Below are 26,082 nucleotides of genomic sequence, written 5' to 3'. Positions count from 1 at the left end.
ACGGTGACATTAAGGCGAATACCACAGTAATTGTTCGCTAATAACAGAACTCCATAAAGAGACATACATGCAGGAATTTACCAATTATCCAATTCAATTATTGGAATTTGGATCTGTTACTGATGCGGTGCCTCCAACCCAAAAGCCTGTCGATTTACTTGAATATCTTATTAAGACCTATACCACAAAAGGTATTGGACTTTACAATGGGTTCTGGTTCTACTGGCGTAGCTTGCATGAATACAGGGCGCAAATTCATTGGTATCGAGTTAGATAACGAATATTTTGAAATAGCTAATAAACGTATTAATGAGGCTAAATTCTTAATGGATTTTAGCGCCGTGGGAAAAAGGACTGCTTTAGGTAGTCATTTTTTTGATCATTCAAAAATAAATCATAAAATAAAACATACGCTTATATTGTTATTGAGTGTTATAAAATATTGACATAAACGTATATACGACGTTATTTTTATAGGCATAAATAAACAATATTAATTATGGTGTGAAAATGACAGATGATGCAGCAATAAATAAAAGATCAAGATTAATTAAAGAACAGTATGAGAATAAACGAGTAATGAAACCTATCTCGTTTAATATCTATAAGGATAAAGAACTTTTAGATCACGCAAATACGATTAAGGACTTTTCAAATTGGGTAAAAGATAAAATCCGAGAGGATATGGAAAAAGCCAAAGTTAAAACCAAGGCTAGTAAAGCTAAAGAAGAGGCTAATACCGAGAATACATCCGAAGCCTAGTAATCCTTTATTAAACTGTACAAAGCGCCGTGTGGCGCTTTTTTAATGCCATTAAAAAGCCATTCTGATTATTTTTATTGCCAATCATTCACACTTAAACGCCAATAAGTGGTTCTAACAGGCAATCCACTGCAAAACCTATCCATTGAGTAGAATAGGCTGGTACTTGACGTTATTTTACTTCCATTCCTTGTTAATTTGGTGTCATAGAATATTCTAACAGATCCAATGAAGTGTTTTGACTGCCAATATAGTGGAAATATACAACCATTCTGTGGCAATTCACTGCCAAAATTGCGCCGTTTGAAGAGTGAATTTGTTAAAAAATACCTCACTTTTTTTGAGCTTGATTTTTATAGTGTAACGAAATGCCCAATATGGTGTAATGCACTGTTTTTATGATGTAACACCCCCTAAAAATGGGTTTTTTATGGTGTAACGCACCCAAAAAAAATGCCATTTTTGTCTTGTAACGTACAGTCAAATTATCGTGTAACGCACCCATTTTTATAGTGTAACACCCCCTTTTTTGTCTTGTAACGGTAGACATATATAAAAATTGATCAAATTTGAGGGTTTTTCGGGATGGATTTAGGTGGAAGGTGGTAAGCATTGCACGTGGGTGATTAAATTTTAATCACAGTGTTATTAATTAATGGGTAAAAAGCAGGGTGCGTTTATACCAAAATCGGTCATTTTTAGGGTTCAAATTTATGCGACAAAATGAGGCTTCTGTTAGAGAGCTAATTCGGTATATTGCATTATTTAGCGCCGTAGGTGGGGAAAATGTAGGTGGTGAAGAACCTATAGGCAATGAAAACCTAGGCGATGATGACGATTTTGAGGAATAAGATATGAGTATTGGAGCATGGGCAGGGTTACAAAAACCCGAAGCCCTCAATATAAAGAACTGTACGACTTGGGAACACTTAGCACCGTCCACTTTGCTGTAGAACTCACGCCGTTTGCCAGAAATGCAGAAATAGCAAGCAAACAGATAGAGATTTACACGCCTGAAAGTAAGTGGTGGACAACCGAGAAAGGCCAAGCAGGCGGTACCTTTCTTTAATCCGTCATATTAAGATGCCATTTTTGGCTCAGAGTGTAGATTTTCACTTTTTGAAGCTCAGTCGGATAGTGTGAACATCGGGCATTATCAACTCAACTTCATCACTGGTAATGCTTCAAGTGAAATATCTATTCCCTTTGTAGAAACACGCAACGGCGCAATCCTAAACTCAGCACAGGCGATTACTCCATACCACCATATTTGGCACGCCATTTATAGATTGTAGCATTGCTCATGCCAAGGGGGAGTTACAGGTATCCTAAACTCCGCCTATTTTAAAATGGACATGATCTAGCTGTAATTAAATTTAGATATTTTCATGCAGAATCTCCTGTTTTTATCTTAAGAGAAAATTCTACTTTTATATTCTATTTTTTTAGATGGATACCTTATTAACTATTTGATTTAATTGTTTTATGTATATAGTATGGTGTTAATTTTGCTATATAAATAATTTTATTTTTAATTAGATACATAAGTAAATAAAAGTCTAGCAATGATTTAATTTTAGTAAATATAGGAGTTTTGGGTTGTGAGTGATGTCTTAAGTAGAGAGTTACAACATTATCAGGAAAAGATTAAAAATGTTGAAAAGTATTTACAAGAAACACAAAGAGTATTTCAACAGTTTGGGCAAAAAGAATTAAAAAATATTGCATCTACATTTGAAGATATCGAAAAGTCGTTAAACTCAGAAGGCGAAATTAAGCTTGTTGTAATTGGTGAATTCTCACGCGGAAAATCAACATTAATTAATGCATTACTTAATATACGTCTTTTAATTGCGGCACAAGAATCGACAACTGCAATTAATACATTTGTAAGAAAATTACCAGAAGGAGAGGATCAGCCATATATTCGTATTCATCGTCAAGATAGCCATGAAGATATAGGATGGGATAAAGATGAAGTTTTGGAACTGTGGAGTACAGAATTAGATATCAGCAATAAAAAGGAACGAGAAAAAGTAGATTATATTGAAGCATTCACGGCAAATAATCCCCTATTAAATCAAGGATTGGTTTTAATCGATACCCCAGGGCTACAATCAATTAATGCACATCATCAAAGTATTACAGAACGGGCAATTAATGAGGCACATATTGCAATTTGGGTTCAAAGCGTACAGCAACTTGGTGGTAATGCAACAGAGTGGAAATTTCTATCTAATACGGTTCAAAAGAATTTTAATAAATTCATCACAGTAATTAATATGTGGGATAGTGTGATTGATCCTCAAGATGATCGAGATTTAAGAGTAGACGTAGCAGAGCGTGAAGCGAAAAAATATCAAATTGTCAAAGATAATTTCCATAAGCATTTAAGCCATTTAGATGAAAGTAAAATAGCGCAAATTATTGATGATAAAAATTTAATAGGTGTAAGTGCTAAATGGGCTTTAGATAAAAATAAGATAGCACAATCTAATATTGATAAGCTTACACAACGTATTGCAGAAATGTTATCTACAGGAGAAGCAGCAGATGAAGTATATAAAAAGCCTTTAAATAATTTGATTAATATTCAGCAAGATTTAATTGAAAGCATGAAAGAAGAAATTTCTTTATTAAATTCAGATCAAAGTTTAGAAGAAAGAAAAAGAGAAAGTGATATGTTGGACAACGAGATTAAGATGCTTAATCTAGAGTTGGAAACAACAAATAAAAATGCTAAAGGAGAACATAATAGAGCAGCTGAACATTTAGTTAAAGAATTAGAAAATCAACTGATTCAACCGTTAGAAGCTTTGAAATTAGAGATAGATGGGCAGGTAACGAATCATTATATTAAAAAAGAAATTGATAAAGGTAATACGCAGATATCGCTACCTACTCAATTACAAGAGCAATATGATGAAGCTTTGGAAGCCATTAATCATCAAATGCAAAGGCAAAATGATCGTATTTTGGCACAGCTTGCTGATTTAAGAGTAGATTATGCAAAACAATTAGAGAAGCATGCTGGAGACTTACAACATAAGGTTGGAAATATTAAGTTTGATTTACCAAAGTTAGAACTTGGCTTTGAAATTGATCTAAGTGAAATTAATAAGTACATGCAACAAAATGCAAAATTAGAAAAAATAATTCAAGAGCAACAACAAGAGATCCATCGTTTAGAACAAGACAAGATTAAAAATATTGAAGATCCTATTGCGATGGAAAATGCCAAGCGAAATCTACAACGTGCTGAATTGGAGCGCGAACGATTAGGTAATCGTCCTAAACCTGAAATTAAAAGAAAAAAAGAATATAAGTCTCATGGTGGTTTGGGGGTTATGGATTTCTTTTTCGGTAAGAAGGAGGTTTGGGTTGAGGTAGAGGATCACAGCAATATGAATTCTTGGCAACGAGACTATGAAGGTCTACAAAGAGTGATTGCTGATAAAGATGCTTATCTAGAAAAATTACAACAAGAAGAAGCCGAAAAAAGAGGAAGACGTTTAAGTATTGAAGCAGCTCAGCGTAAATATGAACAAGAAGTGAAGAGGGTTGAACGTGAGCGCCAAAAAATTGAACAAAATGCTGCAGCAAGTAAAGATCAGTTGATTGAAGATACTCGAAATCAATTGGTAAAAAATACTGCAGGAAAATTAAAGCAGTTTATTCTTCAATTACAAACACAAGTAAAACCAAATGTGAGTGATGTGTTTAATGAACAATTAACCTTGTTACAGCATCAAGTCATTATACAACTTGAAGAACCTTTACAAGCAAAATTGGCACAACGTCAGCAGATACAAGTTTTAATTGAGCAAGGTCAAGAACAAATAAAACAGCGTCATGAGACTTTAGAAAAAGGCATAAAGGAAGTTTCTGATTTACTGTTAGTGACCCAAGATTTTTTAAGTAGTGAAATGATGAGATAAGGAATGTTAAACATGCAATATGAACAATTGATCACTACTTTAGAACAGTTGCCAACTTCTTTACAACAGTCTATAGACCAACAATTTAATATGCTTTTTGAAAAGAATAAGCCCTTGCGTTTAGCTCTAGTTGGATCATTTTCAGTAGGTAAAAGTAGCTTACTCAATGGGATGCTAAATGATGTTTGGTTACATGCTGCGCAAGAAGAAGCGACTGCTTTACCTACTATCATTCAATATGCGCCATCAACTGAAGTTCAACTGATTTACAAAGATAATTCAGTGCAACAAATAGATCGTAATCAATTTATAACAGCTACTAGAACTGCACCAGAGGGAGTGAAATGTGCGGTGCTAGGGCTTAATCAAGAATGGTTAAAAGATATTCAAGTGGTAGATTTGCCGGGTTTAGGTTCTATTTGTGAAAAAAATCAGTCATTTACAGTTGCACAAATTCAACAGGCAGATGTTGTTTTATATTTGCTTGCTCCACGTGGGGCATCCGTTTCTGATATTGATACAATTCAATTGATTCAGTCTTATGGTAAACATCTTTTGATTTTGGTTAATCGATGGGATGAAGTTGAACAAGCGATATCTTCAGGTGAAAGACCACCTAATTTAGAGCAATGGCAAAAAACAATTCAACAAGCCACGGGATATAATCACCCATTAGTTGTGACACATTATCAAGGTTTAAATCATGCGAAAATTTTTGAATTCATTGCTCAGGCCAAAGAAAATGTACAGCAGATTAGGTTACAGCGTTTTATTGCTGAAATAAGACCACAATTAGAAAATACTTTAGCTCATAATTTAGAGCAACAAAAAGCGAATAATATTTTAAATGAAGAACAAATCAAAGCATTGCATTTAGAGTTACTAGAAAAAAGAAATACGTTGATAGAGCTAAAAAGAAGTTTATATACGCAACAAGATCATGAAAATGTTGTGTTAGACCAACAAATGAATGAAATAATTCATCAGCAAAAGAATAGCTTACTCATTGAATTGGAAAAACTATCTTTATCTGAGGAGGAATGGGGTTCATTCATACAACAAGGTTTACAGCAATTACGTTTAGCTGTATCTATTTATATTCAACATATCCAAACATTAATGAAAAAGTTTGGTGAGATTGAAATTCCAGAACAAGCTATCAAAGCTCTAAACTTACGATTACCGACAGTCGAGCCAATTACTAGTAGTGATTTTTTACAAATTGGGCAATTAAATCAACTTCAAGAACAATTGAGTGTGCATCAAAATGAATATCAACAAAAAGCACAACAGCAAAATTCAACCGAAAACTTAGATGACAGTATACAGCAACTTGAGCAGGCGATCGGTGAGTTCGCTAAAGAACGTCAACTGATGACCAATATGCCAATTGCTATGGTAGAAAGTCGAGTCTATGATACCCGTGGTTCTGATATAGGACGACAAGTAGGGGAAGTAGTAGATAATATACTATTCTTTTTGCCTAATACTGCAATTACTAAAGTGGGTAAAGCTTTAAAACTTGCAGATAAAACAATTAAGAAAATTCAAACAGCACAACAAACGGTACAAGATACCAAAGAGACTGTAAAAGAATATACGCCTCTTCACTTGCTTAATTGGTTATCAGTATCGACATGGACAGAAAAAATTGGGAGTCTTTTTGATCAACCCTCTGAAATGGCATATGTTCAAGATCCAGTTATAAAAGCTCAAATTTTTGAGCAAACACAGCAATTAACATTGAATATTAAGCATTTACGTCATGAACTCAACTTAAAGCAAGATATGCTTTCAGCAAATAAATTATTAGGTTTTGCTTTAGAGCAAAAACAGAAAGAAATTCATCAAACTCAAAAATATATATTGGAGTTAGAAGAGGAATTAAAATTTCAACAGGTTCAGGCAGCGCAACAGCAACAGAAGGAACAGCAAGAATTATTGGAGCGCTATCGTAACCGTGCCATTCAACAATGGATGACGCAATTTGATTATCAAATTCAAGGCATTGAGCAATATCTTAGAGAGCATTTAAAGCATTATTGGACAGAAGTGATAGATAAACAACTCGAAAACAGAATGTTAGAGATAGAAGATATTCAGCAACAAATGAAAGTACTTCCTCAGCAAAAAGCATCTAATTTAAAAATATTAGTGCAAGAAGAGCAACAAATTAGACTTGTAATGGCTTCTTTTGCTTAAATTTAGAATGAGGAAAAAGATAGTGGAGTTTTCACTTAGTAATCAATTAATGCAAGATGTAATTTATTTTTCTGAAAAAATGGATCAAGCATTACCTAAGATAGAAGATGGTGTATTAACGGTACGTATCGTTGGTGAATTTTCGGCTGGGAAAACACGAGTTATTCGTGAACTACTTGATGATAAAATTCCTGAGAAATTTAAACCTATTAGCTCCCAGGAAGCACAAACAAAATTACAGTTAGAAATCAGCTATGCTGAAAATCAGCAATTATTATTGATTGAGAAACCAGACGATAGAGATATCGAAGTTAATATATTAGCATCCTTAGATGAATTTCCTTCTCGTGAGGCTGTTAGCGAATACGACCCATCAACCCATCGCTTAAGATTATTAATTAATGAACCAAAATTTATTTTGGCCAATGGCGATGGTTACTCAGAAGGTAATCAACCTAAAAAGCTATTTTTAATCGATACTCCTGGTTGGAACTCTGGTGAAGATGATTTTGCCGAGCAAGATGCCCAACATTATTTTGTAGGTGAGCATAATCTCGCCATTGTTTATGTGTGCCATGCAAATCGTTTAGATGGTGTGATTAATCAATGCCGATTAAGCAACTTTTTAGAAGTGCTTGGCAATGCCATATTTTTACAAGGTAAGGCTCATCTCAGATTAGTAATTACACATTGTGAGCATAGCAGTCAGGTGCGTTTAAAGGAAAAAATGCAACAACGCATTACTGAAGAATGGCAAAATTTGGGATTTGAGAGTGAAGATTTAGATCTAAATATTACACCTTTAGATTTTGAGGAAATGAATGCAGCCCAACTCAATCAATTTAGAAATGATTTTTGGGAAGATCTGTTAGCCCCTTTAGGTAACCAAACCTTTGACTTTAAAAAGTCTTATTCACAACAAATTTTACAATGGCAAGATGAATGGGATATTCGTCCAATGCTTTTTCAACATTTAGAGGTAATTCAACGAATAAAGACTTATATCGCACGATTATATATAGATGAGCAGTTTATTCATAATATGAATATGACTCGTTTAGTAGGTTTAGAACGCTATGCAATACAGGGGACATTATTAAGCCGCTGGTATAGTCAGTTGGATACATTAAATTTTGAAAGTCTTTTAGATGATATCAAACTGTTAAATTTACAACTTCCTCAACAGCACCCTCTTGCTCAATGGTGGTCAAATTATTGGATTGCTAAAATTCAACCAATATGTGATTTGTTTGAAACTTATGTGCGTAAAATGCTGGATACTATCAATCAGGTCGATGTTAATGTAAATGATTTACAAGATTTTTTATCAAAAAAAATGCTACAAAGTTATCAAAGCTTGACAGCTGAACAAGAAACATCATTCGATATTTTTATTCAATTAATTGAAGATAAAATGAGAACTTTAGAGTTAGATAATTTTGTTGCTACTTTATTGAAAGTTTCTGTATTGCAAACTCGTTATCAAGACCATTATCACCACTGTGAAGGTAAATGAAATTGACAAATTTTAATGATTTTTTTACCACCAAAGCTGAAGCCAATATTGTTGAAAGCTATTTAAAGTTATTGGCAGAAAATAACACTGATTTCAATGCTCAAATTAAACATCAGAAAATGATAATAGAAAAAGAATCAGATTTTCTTTTAGAACAGGTAGAAAAGGTTTTAGTTAATAAATTAGATAGAATTGAACATAAAATTAAGCGACTAGATGAACAATGTTCTGAAAGTCATGAAATAGTAAGAAGAATAGACCAATTTACTGAACTAGAAAGTGGTGTATGGACAGATCCTAAAAATAATTTGATGTGGTCACGTATCAGTATAGGACAAAAATGGGTGAAGGGTGAGGTAATTGGTGAATCATTGGATTTTGCTTTTGATCAAGTAGATAAAATATGTATGGATTCAAGATTTGCAGGTTTTAGTGATTGGCGACTACCAACGCAAGAAGAATTAGAAAGATTAAAGCTAGCAGAAAATGAAGCCGGATTTAAATATCAACAAGAAATTTTATTTAAACCCCAAAATAATATTTGGGGTAAGTATTGGTCTAGTTCATCTGATGAGAATGGTGATCCTATATTCATAAATTTTGAAGATGGAAAGCCATATGTTCCTTTAAGTAATACTTATACTAATTATATTAGACTAGTGAGATCGACTCGTTCCAAAAGTAAAAGTTGGATTGATTCTATAGTAGATACTTTGAGGAGAAGGTAATTACATTTTATAAATTACTAAAGGTGATTGCTTAGGTAGGTAAGCGTCCGCTGAACACACCTTATGAATTCATCCTATAAGCCTTAATTTAGTCCCCACTTAAAAACAAGTGGGGACTAAAATTCATGACTACAAATAACCAGACATCCATCGCATCTCTTGCGAAAAAACGAAGAACATACAGTGCTGAATTTAAACAGCAGATCGTTCAGGCTTGTAAAGCACCGGACGTTTCAATTGCTTCGGTCGCTTTGCAACATGGATTGAATACAAATCTTGTATCCAAATGGATTCGCTTAATTGATGGTAAGCCAGGGAATGATCGCTCACCACTACCGAATAAACCTGCATTTATTGCCTTATCTTGCTCTGCACCATTAGATCCTACTCCTACTGACATGTTAACGGTTCAAATTACTTTACCCCACTCAAAAGCAGAAATTGGCTTGAAATGGCAAGTATCAGAAATATCTGCTTTAGCAGAATTACTCAAGGCACTTGCAACATGATCAGCATTGATGAAATCTGGCTTTCTACCCAACCTCTGGATATGCGAGCAGGGATGGATACTGTCATGGCTCAGGTGGTGAGAGCCTTTGGCTACATTAAACCGCATTGTGCTTACCTGTTCTGTAATAAACGTGGCCATCGCATGAAAGTGCTGGTACATGATGGACTGGGCATCTGGCTGTGTGCCAGGCGGCTGGAACAGGGAAAATTCCACTGGGCGCAGGTTCACCAGGGTGAAAGCATGGCGATCAGTCCGGAACAGTTACAGGCATTAATCCAGGGTTTGCCCTGGCAGCGCATTGGACGACAGCAGGTGGTCACGATGCTCTAAACCAAGCTCGGCTATTCTGCCATCCTCCAAACGTTCTATTTCATTCTCTTCATGACCTCAGGCATACTGCGGTCATGAATACGCTGCCTGACTTAAGCCAACTGACCCATGAACAACTACTGGAATTCACCAGACAGTTGGCTCTGCAGCATCAGTCTCTGGCGCAATCAAATCAAGAATTGGATGCCAAAGTTCAGCATCTTTCTATTCTCAATCAAAAATACGAGCATGAACTGGCGCTGTTTAAAAAGCACAAATTCGCCCAAAAGAATGAACACTTAACGGCAAAACAAATCCATCTATGGGACGAAGCGGTCGAAGAAGATATCGCAGCCGTTGATCTGGAATTAGAACGATTAAATGCAGATAAAACCGATGCAGCGACACAGAAAGCCACAGTCAACAAACCTAAACGTCGACTGCTGCCCGATCATCTACACACCATCCGTATTGAGCATGAACCTGCATCAACCCAATGCAGTTGTGGCTGCCAGTTACGTCGTATCGGCGAAGATATCAGTGAAAAACTGCATTTCAGACCGGCACAATTCTACAAGGAACAGTATGTCCGTGGCAAATGGGTCTGTGATCAGTGCGACACCCTGACTCAGCAAGCGATGCCCGCCTATGTGATTGATAAAGGCATTGCTTCACCTGAATTGCTCAGCCATGTGCTGGTATCGAAGTATGCCGATCATTTGCCGCTGTACCGTCAGCACCTAATCTATCAGCGGGCTGGCATTGATCTGTCCAGATCCACATTATCTGACTGGATTGGTCGCTGCGGTATAGAACTGGAGCCTCTGGCCAATGCCTTAAAACAGGTGGTGCTGCAACAGCAGGTGATGCATGCAGATGAAACACCGGTCACCATCATGCAGATGGGTGATGATGAGAAAAAACCGAAGAAAGGTTATGTCTGGGCCTATGCCACCACACAGTACAATCCAGTTCAGGCGGTGATCTATGAATTTCAAGATAGCCGTTCTGGTCAGCATGCTGAAGAGTTCCTGAAAGGCTGGCAGGGTCATCTGGTCTGTGATGATTACAGTGGTTATAAAGCACGCTTTAGATCAGGCCAGGTCATTGAAGTGGGCTGCATGGCACATGCGCGTCGTAAATTCCATGAACTGCATGTGACCGGGAAAAGTCAGGTCGCTGAACAGGCCTTAGTGCTGATTCAGAAACTGTATGCTATAGAAGCAGAATTAAGAAAAGAGACCGACGGTACAGCAGAACACCGCCGCGAATACCGGCAACAGCATAGTCAACTGGTGATGCAACAACTATATGAATGGCTCAACCAACATCATCTGACGGTCCCATCGAGTTCTCCCACCGCCAAGGAGATCAATTACACTCTGAAGCGTTGGCCAGCTTTAAGCCGCTATCTGGATGATGGCAATTTGCCTATAGATATGAGCAGCATTGCTGCGCAAGGGATTGAAAATCAGGTACGACCTTGGGCGTTGGGACGTAAGAACTGGCTGTTTGCTGGGTCACTGCGTAGTGGTCAGCGAGCGGCAAATATCATGACTTTAATCCAGTCAGCAAAGCTGAATGGCCTGGATCCGTATGCCTATCTCAGTGATGTGCTGAAAAGGCTGCCGACACATAAAGTGACCCAAATAGAAGAATTACTGCCACACCGCTGGAAATCCGACCAAAATTAAAAAATAGGCATGGGATTCAGCGGACGCTTACTTAGGTAGTCACCGAATTCAGTAATAAAGTGGCTCATGGCTAAATGCTAGCAGCGAATAAGCCTATTCCATTTTTAAGACGCCGCATCAATTGCTAAGTAAATCAGTTTACATACAGAATCATCTGCTGGAAAGACTTTACGCTATTTAAGGATGTGATTGTGTTGATGGTGTAGATAGCCTTTCGGGTAATCCCACCGAAAAAAGGATCTAAAAGTAGAAATTTCTCTTAAGATATCTTTTGATAGTATGGATACCACCAAAGCACTATCAGCAAATAGAGGTAGATTGCTGAATGATGCTATTGGTGATATATCTACGGCGCTAACCCAAATCCTAGGTTAAATGTCAGCAGCTTCTATGTAGTCAATTTTGGCTACATAGCGCTGTCTTTCTGAAAAACCACCATACCATTCATCAAATTCTTTTTCTGCTACTTCAATAGCCTCCTTAAAGGTTAAGCGATCATCCCTGTGATGGATATTTACATAGCGCCTTAAGGTGTTCCAAGAACTATGTAAGGTAATCTGTTCAAGTTGTGGGACAGTAAAACCATCTTCGGCATAACGAGTCGCTGCCTCGTGTCGTAAATCGTGAAAGCGCAGTCCTTGAATACCTAGGATATGGCAAGCACGTGTAAAGTAAGTCCCAATGGTTTTAGAGTCCAAAGGGAAGAGCAATTGATCACTGTATCCTAGTTCAAGCATTCTTTTACGAGTATCAGGCTTTAATACTTCCTCTATGACTTCCATACACTCAGGAGTAATTTTCATTAGGCGGTCAATTTTACGTTTATTGGGGTCTTTTAAGTTTTCAACTAGCCAGGTATTGTTGCTTTTCTTCCAGTTTATGAGTCTTAAACTACAAATTTCTGCCTGCCTGCGACCTGATGTAAGGGCGAACCACATAACCAAGTGCATAGGTGTTGTGCCTGCTTTACGTCTCCAATTCTTATAAAAAAAGCTTGTTAATCGCTGTAATTCATCGGAAGTAGGTAAGTGTGTCCTTGGAGTGCTACGACCAATAATTCTATCTTCAATTAATTGTTTAATTACTTCATCATAGTCTTCAAGCAATGTATCTAGGATTTTAAAACCACGTCCTCTTCTAGCATTTTTCAGCACGACTTTAAGATGTGCTAAATCTTTTTTAATAGTTGCGGGGTTGAGAGGGTTGCCCTCTGCTGAATATTCACCTGTACCTCGCATTTCGGCAAAATTATAAATATCTGTGCCTTTAAGTTGGTCAAGTGTGATTTCACCAATTGGATACTTTGCCAAGTGTCTTAAAGAACTTGTTTTGGTGCGAGCAAAATTCTTACCATTTTTATCAATGTAATACTCAATAGCTTCTTTTAAAGTTGGATATACAACTTCATCTTCTTGCTTCTGAAAGAACTTTTCAGGGCTTTCTGCGAACTCTGCTTCAATCTTTTTAATCCATGTCGTGGCTAATGATTTTTTACTGAAAGTCTTAGAACTGCTAAAATTACCTAAATCTGCTTTTTTAAGCCTTACGACTGCCTTGAACTTGACCTTTCCATCGGCAAGTCTTTTCTCCACGATTGTACCCATATAAGTTTACCCCTTGTTGTACCTAGTCCTAGAAATGTACCTCGAAATGGATTGTGGTACACTTTTAGGTACAATTCAAGGTGTAACTCGTTGTACTTCGTGGGGGTAAGTGGTACTAAATGGCACTATATGGAAAATTTAAAAATGTCCCAAAGCCTTGTTATTAAAGAATTGTTTGATAAATCAAAGACTACCCCGATTTTTGTCGCTCCCATGGCAGGTGTGACCGATCGTCCGTTTAGAACCTTGTGCAAATACTTTGGTGCAGGCCATGCGGTCAGTGAAATGATGACATCTGACAAAACTTTGCGCATGAGTAAAAAGAGCTTATATCGTGCCAATTTTGATGGAGAGCTGGCACCGATTTCAGCGCAGATTGCTGGTTCAGATCCCCATGATCTGGCTGAAGCGGCACGTTATCAGGTGGCCAATGGTGCGCAAATTGTTGATATTAATATGGGCTGCCCAGCCAAAAAGGTCTGTAACCGACTCGCCGGTTCTGCTTTATTGCAGGATGAAGATCTAGTTGCGCGTATTCTGGATGCAGTTGTGGCTGCAGTTGATGTGCCAGTGACCTTAAAAACCCGTCTTGGTTATTTGAACGGCCAGGAAAATATTATACGGGTCGCCAAACGGGCTGAACAAGCCGGAATTGCGGCACTGGCTTTACATGGCCGTACCCGTGAAGATATGTACCTGAATACCGCGCGTTATTCTTTAATCAAAGACGTAAAGGAAATGTTGAAGATTCCCGTGATTGCTAACGGTGATATCGACAGTCCGGAAAAAGCCAAATATGTGCTGGATTATACTGGTGCAGACGCAATTATGATTGGTCGTGCAGCACAAGGTCGGCCCTGGATTTTTCGTGAAATTGCCCATTATTTGAAAACCGGTCAACATCTTGATGCACCGAGTATTACAGAAGTGAAAGATGTTCTATTGGGACATTTGACAGAATTATACGAGTTCTATGGCGAGTATTCCGGCTGCCGGATTTCCCGTAAACATATTGCCTGGTACACCAAAGGACTGCGTTCTAGTAATGAATTTCGTCAAAGCATGTATCAGGTAGAAAATACTGCTGACCAGTATCGGGTAGTAGAGGATTATTTTAATGCACTGCTAGAACATGGTTTAACCATGAATGATGTACAAGTCGAGCAGGTGAATTTACTGGAAACCAAGTAATGGCGGGCAAAATTCAGCGAATCAAGTAATATTTTTTGTGTGAAATCCCTACCTTTTTTATCTTGAGCAGGCTGATTTTTGCATTCTGTTTACACTTCAGCCTGTCTAATACATAGCAGCACAGTTTGTTCACTTAAACTGGACAGGACTTGGACATTGCTTACTCAAGCTTCCTCTATGATGAATCTATCCAGATATAAACCAGATGTGATCCATCTTGTTTATCGTCATCATTGAGGGAGATCTGTAATGACAAATACCAATCGTCCAGTCACAGAGTTTAGCCATAAAACGTCAACGGAATTGCCACAAGAACGCAGTGAAGGCCTGAATATAAATCCAACTGATACCAATGCACGTCCAGATTTGAATACACCCGTGAAAGACAATCCTCGTGTTCCAGACATGAATGAAGGTGAGGATAATCTGGCTGCGACCAGTGCCGGTACTTTGGGTGGAGCTGCGGTAGGCGCAGTTGCAGGTCTGGTAGGTGGCCCTCCAGGTGCAGTGGTGGGTGGTATTATCGGTGGTGTTGTTGGCGGTATTGCAGGTAATGACATTGCAACACCTGATCATGAGAAACAGGCAGATAATTACCAGCATCCAGAGAACTTGCCTGAGGCAGATAATTATCGACATCCAGATCATTTGAGTGCAGAAGATAATTACTGGAGAGATGAATATCATAATCGTCCGTATTTCAATGAAACGCGTAGCACATATGGCGATCTAGATTACGATCGTGATTATCGCGGTGCTTACCGGGTCGGTTATGAAAATCGTCCGATGTATGAGCATGATACGGATTTTGACCGTGCCGAACCTGAACTGCGTACCAAATGGGAGCAGTTAAAAGGTGAGTCCCGCCTCAACTGGGAAGAAGCGAAATTTGCAGTTAAAGATGCCTGGCATCGTGTCACACGCTAATTCTAGATAAATTAAAAACCTCTCCATGTGAGAGGTTTTTTTATGATTCAATGATTAAAGATGCTTCATTTCCAGTACGAGCTGGTTAATCAAATCGGAAGCTTCCATTTCACGAATCTGCGCCACATTTGAACCTGCCCAGAATGCGCCATACCCTTGATCCCCATGTTTGGCAGCAGCAGCATGCAATTGTTTGGCCAGATCATAAGTATATGGATAAGCCGGAACATCCAGCCGATCGGGTGTATCGACTTCAATATGCCAGTGGTTAATGATGCCGCGTGCCGGACGACCGGAAATACTGGCACTGACTTGAGTGAGTGGCTTGGAAAATAGTGCTTTACGATAGGCATCATTGGCATTAGAAGATTTGCATTGCACAAATGCAGTTCCAAGTTGCACGGCATCTGCACCGAAATCCATCATTTGACGCGCTTGTTCACCCGTCATAATCCCGCCTGCTACTACAATCGGCAGGGAAGAATGCTGTTTGATCAGCTTCACCAGATTCGAGGTTTTAACTGATGCATCAAACTTGGTCGAGAAAATCCCGCGATGGCCACCAGCTTCAATACCTTGCGCAATAATGATATCAATTCCGGCTGCTTCAATGGCTTTGGCTTCGGCATAATTAGTTGCAGATACCATGGTCAGAATCCCGGCCTGTTTTAAGGCTTGAATCTGATGCGGATGTGGAATCCCAAAATGAAAGCTGACCGCCCGTGGTTTGGTTTCCAATACCAGATTCAGGAAGTCATCATTGTCTTTAAAACTCGGATAAATACACTCCAAATGATCCGGTGCCTGAGTGCCATATTCGGCAAATTTATCTTTAAACTGGGCAATCCATGCCTGCGCTACAGCTTCATCTACAGGCACACTCTCATGACAGAAAAAATTGACCTGAAAAGGGCAATCTGTCAGTTCCTGGGTTTTTAAAATCTGTTGTCGTGCAGCCTCGATACTACTGGCCCCCAGACCCAGTGAACCCAAGCCGCCCTGATTGGACACTTCGGCAGCAAGCTCTGGCGTAGAGACACCTGCCATCGGTGCCAAGAAAATAGGATGTTTAATTCCGAGATTTTCTAATAAAGACATAGATTTGCTCCTTGTTATGCTTTTACTTTGCCTTTGAGCACAAAATTAAGCAAATCATATTGGTTATTTTATTTTGAAATACTGCAGCATGGGTTACGTGTTATTTACATTTCTTGCGACACGCTACGTCGCCAAGAAGATAGAACTTTTATTAGCCTAGAATTGAACACTTTATAATAGCTTTTTGGTCACATATTCTCTGAGTTCATGTCTGATCGTATCCGTGAAAAACTGCAAATTTTAGCCGATGCTGCCAAGTATGATGTGTCTTGTTCATCTAGTGGTAGCAACCGTAAAAATAAAGACAAGGGTGTGGGCAATACCGGGAATGGTATCTGTCATAGTTATACCGAAGATGGCTGCTGTGTGTCCTTATTGAAAATTCTGTTCTCTAATGTCTGTATTTTTGACTGTTCCTATTGTGTTTCGCGCCGTTCCAATGACGTCCAGCGTGCAGCATTTACCGTGCAGGAAGTCGTCGATCTGACCATGAATTTTTATCGGCGTAATTATATTGAGGGGCTGTTTCTCAGTTCGGGAATTTTTAAATCGGCCGATCACACCATGGAACGGATGCTACAGGTGGTCAAAAAACTTAGACTCGAAGAAAACTTTAATGGCTATATCCATCTGAAAACTATTCCGGGTGCATCACAGGAGATCATTACCGAAGCCGGACTGTATGTCGACCGTATGAGTATTAATCTTGAAATGCCGACGGAAGCGGGACTGCAAAAATTTGCGCCTGAGAAAACCCATGCCGAAGTACAAAAAGACTTGGGCATTGTACGCGACCGGTTGATCCAGCTCAAAGATGAACGCAAGCTGATCAAGTCAGTCCCCAAGTTTGTACCTGCCGGACAAACCACACAGATGGTGGTGGGCGCGCATAGTGAAACCGATCAGGATATTATTTTGATGGCTGATCGGCATTACAAGGAATTCAAGCTGAAAAGGGTGTATTTCTCTGGTTATATCCCGATTAATCCTGAAGATAAAGCCTTACCCGCCATCGGTTCAGCACCGCCATTATTAAGAGAAAATCGTCTGTATCAATCTGACTGGCTGATGCGTTTTTATGGCTTTGCTGCTGATGAAATTGTCGATGAGCAGCATCCGAATCTGGAGCTGGATATTGATCCCAAACTCAGTTGGGCCTTGCGTCATCCTGAAGCCTTTCCAGTCGATATTAACCGTGCCGACTATAAAATGATTCTACGGGTACCCGGTATAGGTGTACGTTCTGCCCAGAAAATTGTACAGGCCCGCCGTTTTGGACAGATTCATATTGACCAGCTAAAACGCATGGGCGTGGCTTATAACCGGGCGCAGCATTTTATCCGCTGTGCAGATACACCGAAATTTAAGAAAGATCAGCAGTCCCATCAGATTCGCCAGCAAATTTTGATGTCAGGACAATCCAAATATCAGCAGCAACTTTCACCTCAATTAGGATTGGGTTTCTAGTGGCAAGTTACTGTTTTGATGGCAGCATGACTGGTCTGCTCAGTTGTGTATTTCGTGCTTTCGAGTTTAAAGAATTTAACGTGATAGTGACGGCCAATCCTCAAGCACAAACAGGTTTATTTGATGAATTTATCCATGTGGCCTCTAATGATCAGCATGGGCAGCGGGTGTGGCAGGGATTAAAGCAGAAAGTATCTTCCAGCAGTTTGCGTGCTTTTTACTATACGTTTTTGTCAGAGCAGGAAGCAGCGTTCCAGACTCTTTTTGATTTTGCAGTCTATGTCTTTCAAAACCAGCGTCCAGTCGATAAAGATTATGGTCATACTGCGGTGATCGGCATGTCGCAATGGGCCAAGCAAGTGGGGCGGGAAAAGCATCGTATGGAGGCTTTTGTACGCTTTAAAAAAGCCAAAGATGGTTTGTTTCTGAGTCTGGTCAGACCGGATTTTAATGTCTTGCCGATTATTTCCCGACATTTTCAGGAGCGTTATCAGGATCAAAGCTGGCTGATTTATGACGAGCAGCGTAATTACGGTATTTATTATGATTTAAGGCAGATGCATCAGGTCGAGATGAACGCTGAAATAATCGATCCACAAATCCGGATTGGTCATAGTCAATCATTCAGTATTGAACTGGATGATCAAGAGCTGCTATATGATCAGCTCTGGAAAGACTATTTTAACAGTGTGAATATTCAGGCGCGCAAGAACATGAAATTGCATATTCAATATGTGCCAAAGCGCTACTGGCGTTATATGAATGAGAAATTACTTTAAACAGTACATCAAGCTGCTTTCAGGCATAATAAGCATTGGTATATTTAAATTGAGTGTATAAACATGAAGGTATGGCTAACGTCATTAGCGCTGCTCACTGGATTAACTGCATGTTCGGAACAACCACAAAAACCGGTCGTAGATCCAGCCAAATATCAGGTTCAGACCGCACAGGAACTGCAGCAACGTTTTGATGCACTCAATGTCCAGTTAGCCCAAGACTTTCAGAAATTTAAGAAAGTCGAAAGCATTGCTTTCGCGCACCAGTTTCCTTTAGATGTCAATAATCTGCAAAGCTTGAACCAGCATCTTGTCAGCAGTACTGCATTAAAACCCAGTAAAATCGCCTATTGCAATATGATGAATAGTTATTTTTCCGATATGTACCGTTTGGGACATTACAATCTGGAACTGGTCGATGACATTAAACTGCCTAATGCCAAGAATGAAAATTTAAAAACCAATTTCTCTGACGCTGATCATTTTTATACCTTTATTCTGGATCGTTATACGACTTATCGTCAGGTCCAGCAGACCATGGGTTATGGCTGTAATTTAAAAGCCGCACTGTAAAATCTGAATCAAAAAAAGCCCATCAAATTGATGGGCTTTTTTTGATTTTAATCATTAGCAACCGGTTAGTTTTTCAGGCTGCGGTTTCTCATCCGGGAAGAAGATTGGACGAAGTTTTACCCCAATGCCATTGCCGATAAAGGCAAACACCAGCCACAACCAGCCATGCAGACTACCAGAGGCAATCCCACTGAAATATGCGCCGATATTACACCCATAAGCTAAGCGTGCGCCGTAGCCCAGCATTATGCCACCTACAACAGCAGCAATCAGTGAACGTTTTGGAATATTGAAATTCGGCGCAAATTTACCTGCCAAACTTGCTGCCAACAAAGCACCCAGCATGATACCGAAGTTCATCATTGAGGTAATATCAAACCATAATGATTCTGCCAGTGCTTTAGCATTGCCTGCTTTTTGCCAATAATCCCAAGAAGCTACATCAACACCCACAAGCGTAGCACCTTTGGCACCCCAAACAGCGAGTGCAGAGGTCACGCCCCAAGGACGACCTGCCAGTGCCAAAGTGGCAAAGTTGAGTAAGGTCAGAATAATCCCGCCCCAAATCAAAGGCCATGGACCACGAACAAAGCGCTTCCAGCCCTGATATTCACTGCGTGGCTCAATTTCCAGGCTGCCATGACGTTTCTTTTCGAAATAAACTGTTGCTGCAGCAATGATGGCAAAAACGATAAAGCTCAACAGTAATCCAGGGAGAACGCCTAAACTTTCTACCAGTGAAATCGGTTCAAGATGTGGCAGAGCAAACCACCAGTCAAGGTGTGAGGTCGCAATCACAGACCCGATACAGAAGAACAAGAGCGTCACCAGCATACGTGCACTACCGCCACCGACGGTATACAGCGTACCTGATGCACAACCGCCACCAAGTTGCATACCGATACCGAAAATAAAGGCACCAATCATGACTGACATGGAAACAGGGTTAACATTGCCTTTGACTGGGTTGCCGAACAATTGACCTGCACCTAAAGCGGGGAAGAACAGTAAAACTGCCAGCGCCAGCATAATCATCTGCGCACGTAAACCACGGCCGCGACGTTCCTTGATAAAGACACGCCAGCTCGAAGTAAAACCAAATGAAGCATGGTACAGGGTCATGCCCAGTGCACCACCAACCAAGAATAATAGAGCCTGATTTAAGCCTACGATTTGATAGGCACCGATTGTACCTATGATAAGCAAAATAAAAGCTGCCCAGACCGAAATATTCGACCGTTGGGAAGCAGCAACAATGACTGACATGGGAGATTAAATTTTAAAAATAAAGGCTGGTATTCTACTGAATTTCAGTTTAAATGCAGCCCGTTTTGCCGATTCAATCACAATTAAGTCATTCTAATACTTGATAAGTTTTATCAATTTATTTGATTTTATCGAATCATTTAGATAAAAATTGATCCCATCAAGAAATAATGCAATTTCAATTTAGATCATTCGATATTTAAAATCATCGCTGATAAAAAAGCCTGCAATCGCAGGCTTTTAAACATCAAGCTGAATCCTAAAATCAGTTTTCAGCTTTTTCCCGAACTTCTCCGGCACCTTCCTCAACTGCCGCAGCTGTTGCTGCAGTTGCTTTACGTGCTGCTTCCGCAGTGGCATCTGCTGCTCTAGACGTTGCAGCAGCTGCTTCGTCCGCTGCCTGAGCAGTATTTTCTGCGGCATTATCCATTGCTCGTTCGGTTTCTACCGCAGCCTCACGGCTGGCATCTTCCATATCATGACCGGCTTGATTGGCTGCATTTTCTAAATGCTCACCTGTGGTTGCGCCGGTTTCAGGCGCTTCTTCTTTACTACAGCCGACTAAGGCAACAGTGGTCGCCAAACCTAAAGCAATCAGTAATTTATTCATCGAGTAATATCCTTTTGTTGTTGTAGAGCTGCAATCTAATTTAGCAGCCATTTGTTTAGATTTATGCTAGCAAATAGATCAACATTTGTTGATTAACTGTAACTTTTTTCGATACTTATACTGTAATGGCACAGTCGGAAGTTGTTTTAAGTTTCATGGAATAGTGATATTCACAGAGAGGGGAGCTTCAAAACTATCATTCGACATGCAGATTATAGTATGAAGTTTGGTATTTAGATATTTGGCATCATGAGCCAGAGATAATTCTAAAAATGAAGAAATGAAAGACATAAAAAAGCCCGCATGATGCAGGCTTTTTTTAAGAAAAACTTATAGACCAGCAGAGGCTTTAAGCGCTTCCACTTTGTCAGTTTTTTCCCAAGTAAATGCAGTATCTGAACCTTCACGACCGAAGTGACCATAAGCAGCAGTTTGCTTATACATTGGCTGGATCAGGTCAAGCATACGGGTAATGCCATATGGACGTAAGTCGAAATGTTCACGAACCAGTGCAATAATCAATTCTTCAGAGACTTTTGCAGTATTGAAGGTATTGATTGAAATTGAAGTTGGCTCAGCAACACCAATCGCATAAGACACCTGAATCTCACACTTGTCAGCCAAGCCAGCAGCAACGATATTTTTCGCCACATAACGACCTGCGTACGCAGCAGAACGGTCAACTTTAGAGGGATCTTTACCAGAGAAAGCGCCACCGCCGTGACGTGCCATACCGCCGTAGGTATCTACGATAATTTTACGGCCAGTTAAACCACAGTCACCTACAGGACCACCGATCACAAACATACCCGTTGGGTTGATGTGGAATTTGGTGTCTGCATGGAACATGTCAGCAGGAATGATTTTTTTCACGATTTCTTCAATCACAGCTTCTTTCAGGTTCGCTTGAGTGATTTCAGGATCATGTTGAGTCGAAAGAACGACAGCATCTAAACGAACTGGTAAGCCATTTTCATAAGCAAAAGTTACCTGACTTTTTGCATCTGGGCGTAACCATGGCAAGGTGCCATTACGGCGTAATTCAGCCTGCTTTTCCATTAAGCGATGCGCATATGAAATCGGTGCAGGCATTAATACATCAGTTTCGCGGCTTGCATAACCGAACATTAAACCTTGGTCGCCGGCACCCTGATCTTCAGGTTTCTGGCGGTCTACACCCTGAGCAATTTCAGGTGACTGTTTACCAATCATGTTGATCACGGCACAGGTTGAACCATCAAAACCAAGATCAGAATGGTGATAACCAATTCCGTTTACGGTATGACGTACAATTGCCTCAAAATCAACATTTGCTGTCGTTGTGATTTCACCGGCAAGTACAACCGCACCTGTTTTTACAAGCGTTTCACAAGCAACCCGTGCATATGGGTCTTCTTTTAAGATTGCATCCAAAATAGCGTCACTGATTTGGTCAGCCATTTTATCTGGATGGCCTTCGCTTACAGATTCCGAAGTAAATACAGCGTACTCGCGCATAGTCCTATCACAGTTAATTTTAAAGACCCGATATGTTACATCGAGTTGCGCTCTAGGACTAGCTTAACACGACAAAATTGGTCGAAATTGTTTCAAATTATTGTGTTTTTAATTGATTAATAGAATTAAAAAAATTGATATATCTATTTAGACAGCATTATTGATTGAGGAATATGAAGCAACAATATTTTAATCCATCAGACTATTATAAAATTAAATGCTTAGATTTCCGATTAAATCTTAAAAAATAGATGATAGAAAAAATACAAAGCTCCAAATTTTAAATTTACTTAAGCAAGTGATCATTACACCAATAAAGCAGATTCAGACTGTGCGCCTTGCGACCAACTGTCTTGTCGATGTTCAAGCGTGTCTTCATATTAGCGCTAAGTCTTCCACATTAGCTGTTTAGGAATGGCGATATCTTTTGCTATGGACTTCTTGTTGGAGCAAGACTGTACGGAGATCAGAAATCATGTATCAAAAGGCATTTACCCTGATTGAAGTGCTGATCGTGCTCATCATCATCGCGATTTTAGTGACGATGGCTTTTATGAGTCATCAAGCTTATGTCGTGCGGAATCAATTAGTAGAAGTGTTTGAGCAGGCTGGAGCATATCGAACCCAGTTCATTGCTTCGGATCAGCACTGTGATGCTGGTCGCGAGATTGGTGGTCCTAGCCAATATATCGAAAAAGTGATTATTAATGCCGCGTGCCGGATAGAGTTCAAGATAGGAGAGCAGGGTGTAGATACTGCGATTCGCGGGAAATCAGTCGCTTTTGATGTTCATAGTGGTAAATGTTATTCCACTGATATTCAGCAGCGTTATTTGCCTAAAGACTGTCAGGTTCAATAAGTCTGCCGAAGTATAAAATTAGCCTAAGCAAATTAGATTTTCACCTGTATATCAAACAATCCTGCCAATATTTTATAAAATTTAGTATAAATTACATTATGAATAGATCAGTGAATTGTATAGATTTTCTTTAAAAATAATGATGTGAGACATATAAAATAGAAATAAAATCAGCATAAATTCAATCCTGTTTATCAGCTTAGAATCCAGATACAGACAAGAAAGTTAATTAGAAAATGCGGGATAATTCAATCTGAAGAACCGAAGCCGAAGAAGAAATGTGGAATAATTGTACGATAAGGCAAGAGACACTCAATAAACTGATAAATATTGTTGGTTAGTCTTTACCCCTCGCTGTTTTTTTAAGACAATAGACAACAGTTTTGAAAGTCTTTTCATCATTTCCTATTTCTGAATATTTTGGACTCTGATTTATGACAACCCCGCTTAATGAACGTCGTATTGCAAACGCAATTCGTGTATTGGCAATGGATGCTGTGCAAAAAGCAAACTCAGGACATCCAGGTGCTCCAATGGGGATGGCAGATATCGCTGATGTGGTTTGGCGTGAATTCATGAACCACAACCCGACCAACCCGAATTGGGCAAACCGTGACCGTTTTGTATTGTCAAATGGCCATGGCTCTATGCTTCAATATGCGCTTCTTCATTTAACGGGCTACGATCTTTCGATTGAAGATCTAAAAGCATTCCGTCAACTTCATTCTAAAACACCTGGTCACCCGGAATTGGGCTATGCGCCAGGAATTGAAACGACGACTGGTCCTTTAGGTCAAGGCATCGCGAATGCTGTTGGTTTTGCACTGGCTGAAAAAACCCTAGCTGCACAATTTAACAAAGACGACATCCAAGTTGTAGATCACTTCACTTATTGCTTCCTCGGCGATGGCTGTTTGATGGAAGGTGTTTCTCACGAAGCATGTTCTTTGGCGGGTACATTGGGTCTAGGCAAATTGATTGCTTACTATGACGACAATGGCATCTCGATTGATGGCGAAGTGGAAGGCTGGTTCTCTGACGATACAGAACAACGCTTTCTGGCATACGGCTGGCAAGTGATTAAAGTTGATGGTCACGATGCAGATGCAATCCGTCAGGCAACTGTTGAGGCGAAAGCTGAAACTGCTAAACCAACCATCATTATCTGTAAAACCGTGATTGGTTTGGGTTCACCAAACAAGCAAGGTAAAGAAGACAGTCATGGTGCACCACTCGGTCATGACGAAATCGTCTTGACTCGTGAAGCACTAGGCTGGACTGATGAAGCATTTGTAATTCCTGAAGATGTTTACGCAGCTTGGGATGCGAAAGCTAAAGGTGCTGAATCAGAAGCAGCTTGGAACGAAACATTTGCTGCTTATGCTGCAAAATATCCAACTGAAGCCGCTGAATTTAAACGTCGTTTATCTGGTGAATTACCGGCTGACTTCGTTGCAAAAGCGGATGCCTATATTGCAGAAGTGAATGCCAAGGCTGAAACGATTGCGACGCGTAAAGCCAGCCAAAATGCATTACAAGCACTTGTTCCATTATTGCCAGAAGTTCTAGGTGGTTCTGCGGATCTTGCAGGTTCTAACCTGACCCTTTGGAAAGGCGCGCAAGGCGTACAGGACAATCCGGCAGGTAACTATGTACACTATGGCGTACGTGAATTCGGTATGACTGCAATCGCGAATGGTGTTGCACTGCATGGCGGTTTTATCCCTTACGTAGCAACATTCCTGATGTTTATGGAATATGCACGTAATGCGGTACGTATGTCTGCATTAATGAAACAGCGCGTGATCCATGTGTATACGCATGACTCAATTGGTCTGGGTGAAGATGGCCCAACGCATCAACCTGTTGAGCAGATCGCATCCCTTCGTGGTACACCAAACCTAAATACATGGCGCCCATGTGATACCGTTGAAGCAGCAATTTCTTGGAAATCTGCATTAACGCGTGCTGAAGGTCCAACCGCATTGATCTTCTCTCGTCAGAACTTGCCATTCCAAACCCGTACTCAAGCTCAAATTGAGAACGCTGCGAAAGGTGGCTATGTATTGGCTGAAGAAAAAGGCGAATTGAAAGCCATCATCATTGCAACTGGTTCTGAAGTATCTCTGGCAATGGAAGCTTATGCACAGCTTGAAGGCGTGCGTGTCGTGTCTATGCCATGTGCTGAAGAATTCATGAAGCAAGATGCAGCTTATCGTGAAGCGGTTCTTCCATCAAATATTCGTGCACGTGTTGCTGTTGAGGCTGCACATGTTGATTACTGGTGGAAATTTGTGGGTCTTGATGGTCGCGTAATCGGTATGACAACGTATGGCGAATCTGCACCTGCAAAAGATCTGTTCCAGTTCTTCGGTATTACTACTGAAGCAGTTGTAGCAGCTATAAAAGAGATTACTGCATAATCAACTGATTAAGCAGTTTTTTAAAAGACGCTCCATTTTTGGGGCGTCTTTTATTTTTTCGCTTTTTAGCGTTGTTTTCATGTGGCAACTGTTAGAAGGTTCTCCCATAGTCGAAATGAAAGAGTGAG

23 protein-coding genes and 1 pseudogene are annotated in these 26,082 nt (G+C 39.8%); 18 read left to right on the top strand and 6 right to left on the bottom strand.

Features of this window, described 5'->3' with window-relative positions:
• Window positions 1–206: 206 nt before the first annotated feature.
• The 10 genes from NI470_RS15890 (at window position 207) to tnpC (ending at window position 11,660) form a co-directional block, all read left to right on the top strand.
• Window positions 207–446, top strand: a complete 240-nt coding sequence (locus NI470_RS15890) for a DNA methyltransferase (protein ID WP_420908917.1) — start codon at window positions 207–209, stop codon at window positions 444–446.
• A 64-nt stretch (window positions 447–510) separates the two neighbouring features.
• The gene (locus tag NI470_RS05910; protein ID WP_253147879.1) at window positions 511–762 is read left to right on the top strand and encodes a hypothetical protein; all 252 of its coding nucleotides are present in this window, start codon (window positions 511–513) and stop codon (window positions 760–762) included.
• Between the two features lie 713 nt (window positions 763–1,475).
• Window positions 1,476–1,613, top strand: coding sequence for a hypothetical protein (locus tag NI470_RS05905; protein WP_253147880.1), 138 nt, complete (start codon window positions 1,476–1,478; stop codon window positions 1,611–1,613).
• 750 nt (window positions 1,614–2,363) lie between these two features.
• Window positions 2,364–4,700 (top strand): dynamin family protein, encoded by a 2,337-nt coding sequence (locus NI470_RS05900; protein WP_224466853.1) that lies wholly within the window; start codon window positions 2,364–2,366, stop codon window positions 4,698–4,700.
• A gap of 12 nt (window positions 4,701–4,712) precedes the next feature.
• A complete protein-coding gene (locus tag NI470_RS05895; protein ID WP_253147881.1) occupies window positions 4,713–6,902 on the top strand; it encodes a dynamin family protein in 2,190 nt (729 codons plus the stop codon).
• A 49-nt stretch (window positions 6,903–6,951) separates the two neighbouring features.
• Window positions 6,952–8,418 (top strand): hypothetical protein, encoded by a 1,467-nt coding sequence (locus NI470_RS05890; RefSeq protein ID WP_224466849.1) that lies wholly within the window; start codon window positions 6,952–6,954, stop codon window positions 8,416–8,418.
• A complete protein-coding gene (locus NI470_RS05885) occupies window positions 8,415–9,146 on the top strand; it encodes an Lcl C-terminal domain-containing protein (RefSeq protein WP_253147882.1) in 732 nt (243 codons plus the stop codon). The genes NI470_RS05890 and NI470_RS05885 overlap by 4 nt, the downstream gene beginning before the upstream one ends.
• A 125-nt stretch (window positions 9,147–9,271) precedes the next feature.
• Window positions 9,272–9,655, top strand: coding sequence for an IS66-like element accessory protein TnpA (tnpA, locus tag NI470_RS05880; protein WP_005006377.1), 384 nt, complete (start codon window positions 9,272–9,274; stop codon window positions 9,653–9,655).
• A complete protein-coding gene (gene tnpB / locus NI470_RS05875; protein WP_005006379.1) occupies window positions 9,652–9,987 on the top strand; it encodes an IS66 family insertion sequence element accessory protein TnpB in 336 nt (111 codons plus the stop codon). The genes tnpA and tnpB overlap by 4 nt, the downstream gene beginning before the upstream one ends.
• A 74-nt stretch (window positions 9,988–10,061) precedes the next feature.
• A complete protein-coding gene (gene tnpC / locus NI470_RS05870) occupies window positions 10,062–11,660 on the top strand; it encodes an IS66 family transposase (protein ID WP_253147883.1) in 1,599 nt (532 codons plus the stop codon).
• A 77-nt stretch (window positions 11,661–11,737) separates the two neighbouring features.
• Here the strand turns inward: tnpC and NI470_RS15830 are convergent.
• A pseudogene (locus tag NI470_RS15830) lies at window positions 11,738–11,904 on the bottom strand (IS256 family transposase); the annotation flags it as partial.
• Window positions 11,905–11,939: 35 nt separating this feature from the next.
• Between NI470_RS15830 and NI470_RS15885 the strand changes: the two are divergent.
• Window positions 11,940–12,035: a hypothetical protein gene (locus tag NI470_RS15885; protein WP_420908916.1), complete on the top strand. Its 96-nt coding sequence runs from the start codon at window positions 11,940–11,942 to the stop codon at window positions 12,033–12,035.
• On the opposite strand, the gene NI470_RS05865 is transcribed toward NI470_RS15885, so the two are convergent.
• A complete protein-coding gene (locus NI470_RS05865) occupies window positions 12,032–13,264 on the bottom strand; it encodes a tyrosine-type recombinase/integrase (protein WP_253147884.1) in 1,233 nt (410 codons plus the stop codon). The two genes, NI470_RS15885 and NI470_RS05865, sit on opposite strands and share 4 nt — an antisense overlap.
• A 144-nt stretch (window positions 13,265–13,408) precedes the next feature.
• Here NI470_RS05865 and dusB point away from each other — a divergent pair, with 144 nt between their 5' ends.
• Both dusB and NI470_RS05855 read left to right on the top strand, forming a co-directional pair.
• Window positions 13,409–14,455, top strand: a complete 1,047-nt coding sequence (gene dusB / locus NI470_RS05860) for a tRNA dihydrouridine synthase DusB (protein ID WP_253147885.1) — start codon at window positions 13,409–13,411, stop codon at window positions 14,453–14,455.
• 249 nt (window positions 14,456–14,704) lie between these two features.
• Complete coding sequence (locus NI470_RS05855) at window positions 14,705–15,382, top strand: hypothetical protein (protein WP_253147886.1); 678 nt, start codon at window positions 14,705–14,707, stop codon at window positions 15,380–15,382.
• 54 nt (window positions 15,383–15,436) lie between these two features.
• Here the strand turns inward: NI470_RS05855 and NI470_RS05850 are convergent, their stop codons facing one another.
• Window positions 15,437–16,480 carry an NAD(P)H-dependent flavin oxidoreductase gene (locus tag NI470_RS05850; RefSeq protein WP_253147887.1) on the bottom strand — a complete coding sequence of 348 codons (1,044 nt, stop codon included), beginning with the start codon at window positions 16,478–16,480 and terminating at the stop codon, window positions 15,437–15,439.
• A 207-nt stretch (window positions 16,481–16,687) separates the two neighbouring features.
• Between NI470_RS05850 and NI470_RS05845 the strand changes: the two genes are divergently transcribed.
• The 3 genes from NI470_RS05845 to NI470_RS05835 all read left to right on the top strand — a co-directional run bounded on the left by NI470_RS05845 (window position 16,688) and on the right by NI470_RS05835 (window position 19,299).
• Entirely contained in the window at window positions 16,688–17,947 is a 1,260-nt protein-coding gene (locus NI470_RS05845; RefSeq protein ID WP_253153941.1) for a putative DNA modification/repair radical SAM protein, read from the top strand.
• Window positions 17,947–18,726: a TIGR03915 family putative DNA repair protein gene (locus tag NI470_RS05840; RefSeq protein ID WP_004279976.1), complete on the top strand. Its 780-nt coding sequence runs from the start codon at window positions 17,947–17,949 to the stop codon at window positions 18,724–18,726. The genes NI470_RS05845 and NI470_RS05840 overlap by 1 nt, the downstream gene beginning before the upstream one ends.
• Before the next feature lie 63 nt (window positions 18,727–18,789).
• On the top strand, window positions 18,790–19,299 hold the full coding sequence (locus NI470_RS05835; RefSeq protein ID WP_253147888.1) for a hypothetical protein: 510 nt from the start codon (window positions 18,790–18,792) through the stop codon (window positions 19,297–19,299).
• A gap of 54 nt (window positions 19,300–19,353) precedes the next feature.
• Here NI470_RS05835 and NI470_RS05830 read toward each other — a convergent pair whose 3' ends face one another.
• From NI470_RS05830 to metK, 3 genes are all read right to left on the bottom strand, one after another.
• Window positions 19,354–20,565 carry a YeeE/YedE family protein gene (locus NI470_RS05830; protein WP_253147889.1) on the bottom strand — a complete coding sequence of 404 codons (1,212 nt, stop codon included), beginning with the start codon at window positions 20,563–20,565 and terminating at the stop codon, window positions 19,354–19,356.
• 265 nt (window positions 20,566–20,830) lie between these two features.
• Window positions 20,831–21,175 (bottom strand): hypothetical protein, encoded by a 345-nt coding sequence (locus tag NI470_RS05825; protein ID WP_005104359.1) that lies wholly within the window; start codon window positions 21,173–21,175, stop codon window positions 20,831–20,833.
• 330 nt (window positions 21,176–21,505) lie between these two features.
• A complete protein-coding gene (metK, locus tag NI470_RS05820) occupies window positions 21,506–22,672 on the bottom strand; it encodes a methionine adenosyltransferase (protein ID WP_253147890.1) in 1,167 nt (388 codons plus the stop codon).
• Between the two features lie 475 nt (window positions 22,673–23,147).
• On the opposite strand from metK, the gene NI470_RS05815 reads away from it, so the two are divergent.
• Both NI470_RS05815 and tkt read left to right on the top strand, forming a co-directional pair.
• The gene (locus NI470_RS05815; protein WP_253147459.1) at window positions 23,148–23,531 is read left to right on the top strand and encodes a pilin; all 384 of its coding nucleotides are present in this window, start codon (window positions 23,148–23,150) and stop codon (window positions 23,529–23,531) included.
• A 434-nt stretch (window positions 23,532–23,965) separates the two neighbouring features.
• Window positions 23,966–25,954, top strand: a complete 1,989-nt coding sequence (tkt, locus tag NI470_RS05810; RefSeq protein WP_195724848.1) for a transketolase — start codon at window positions 23,966–23,968, stop codon at window positions 25,952–25,954.
• Window positions 25,955–26,082: the final 128 nt, after the last annotated feature.

This window comes from Acinetobacter lwoffii, assembly GCF_024129115.1.
Classification (GTDB): domain Bacteria; phylum Pseudomonadota; class Gammaproteobacteria; order Pseudomonadales; family Moraxellaceae; genus Acinetobacter; species Acinetobacter lwoffii_T.
This window is presented reverse-complemented; position numbering and strand designations above follow the sequence as displayed.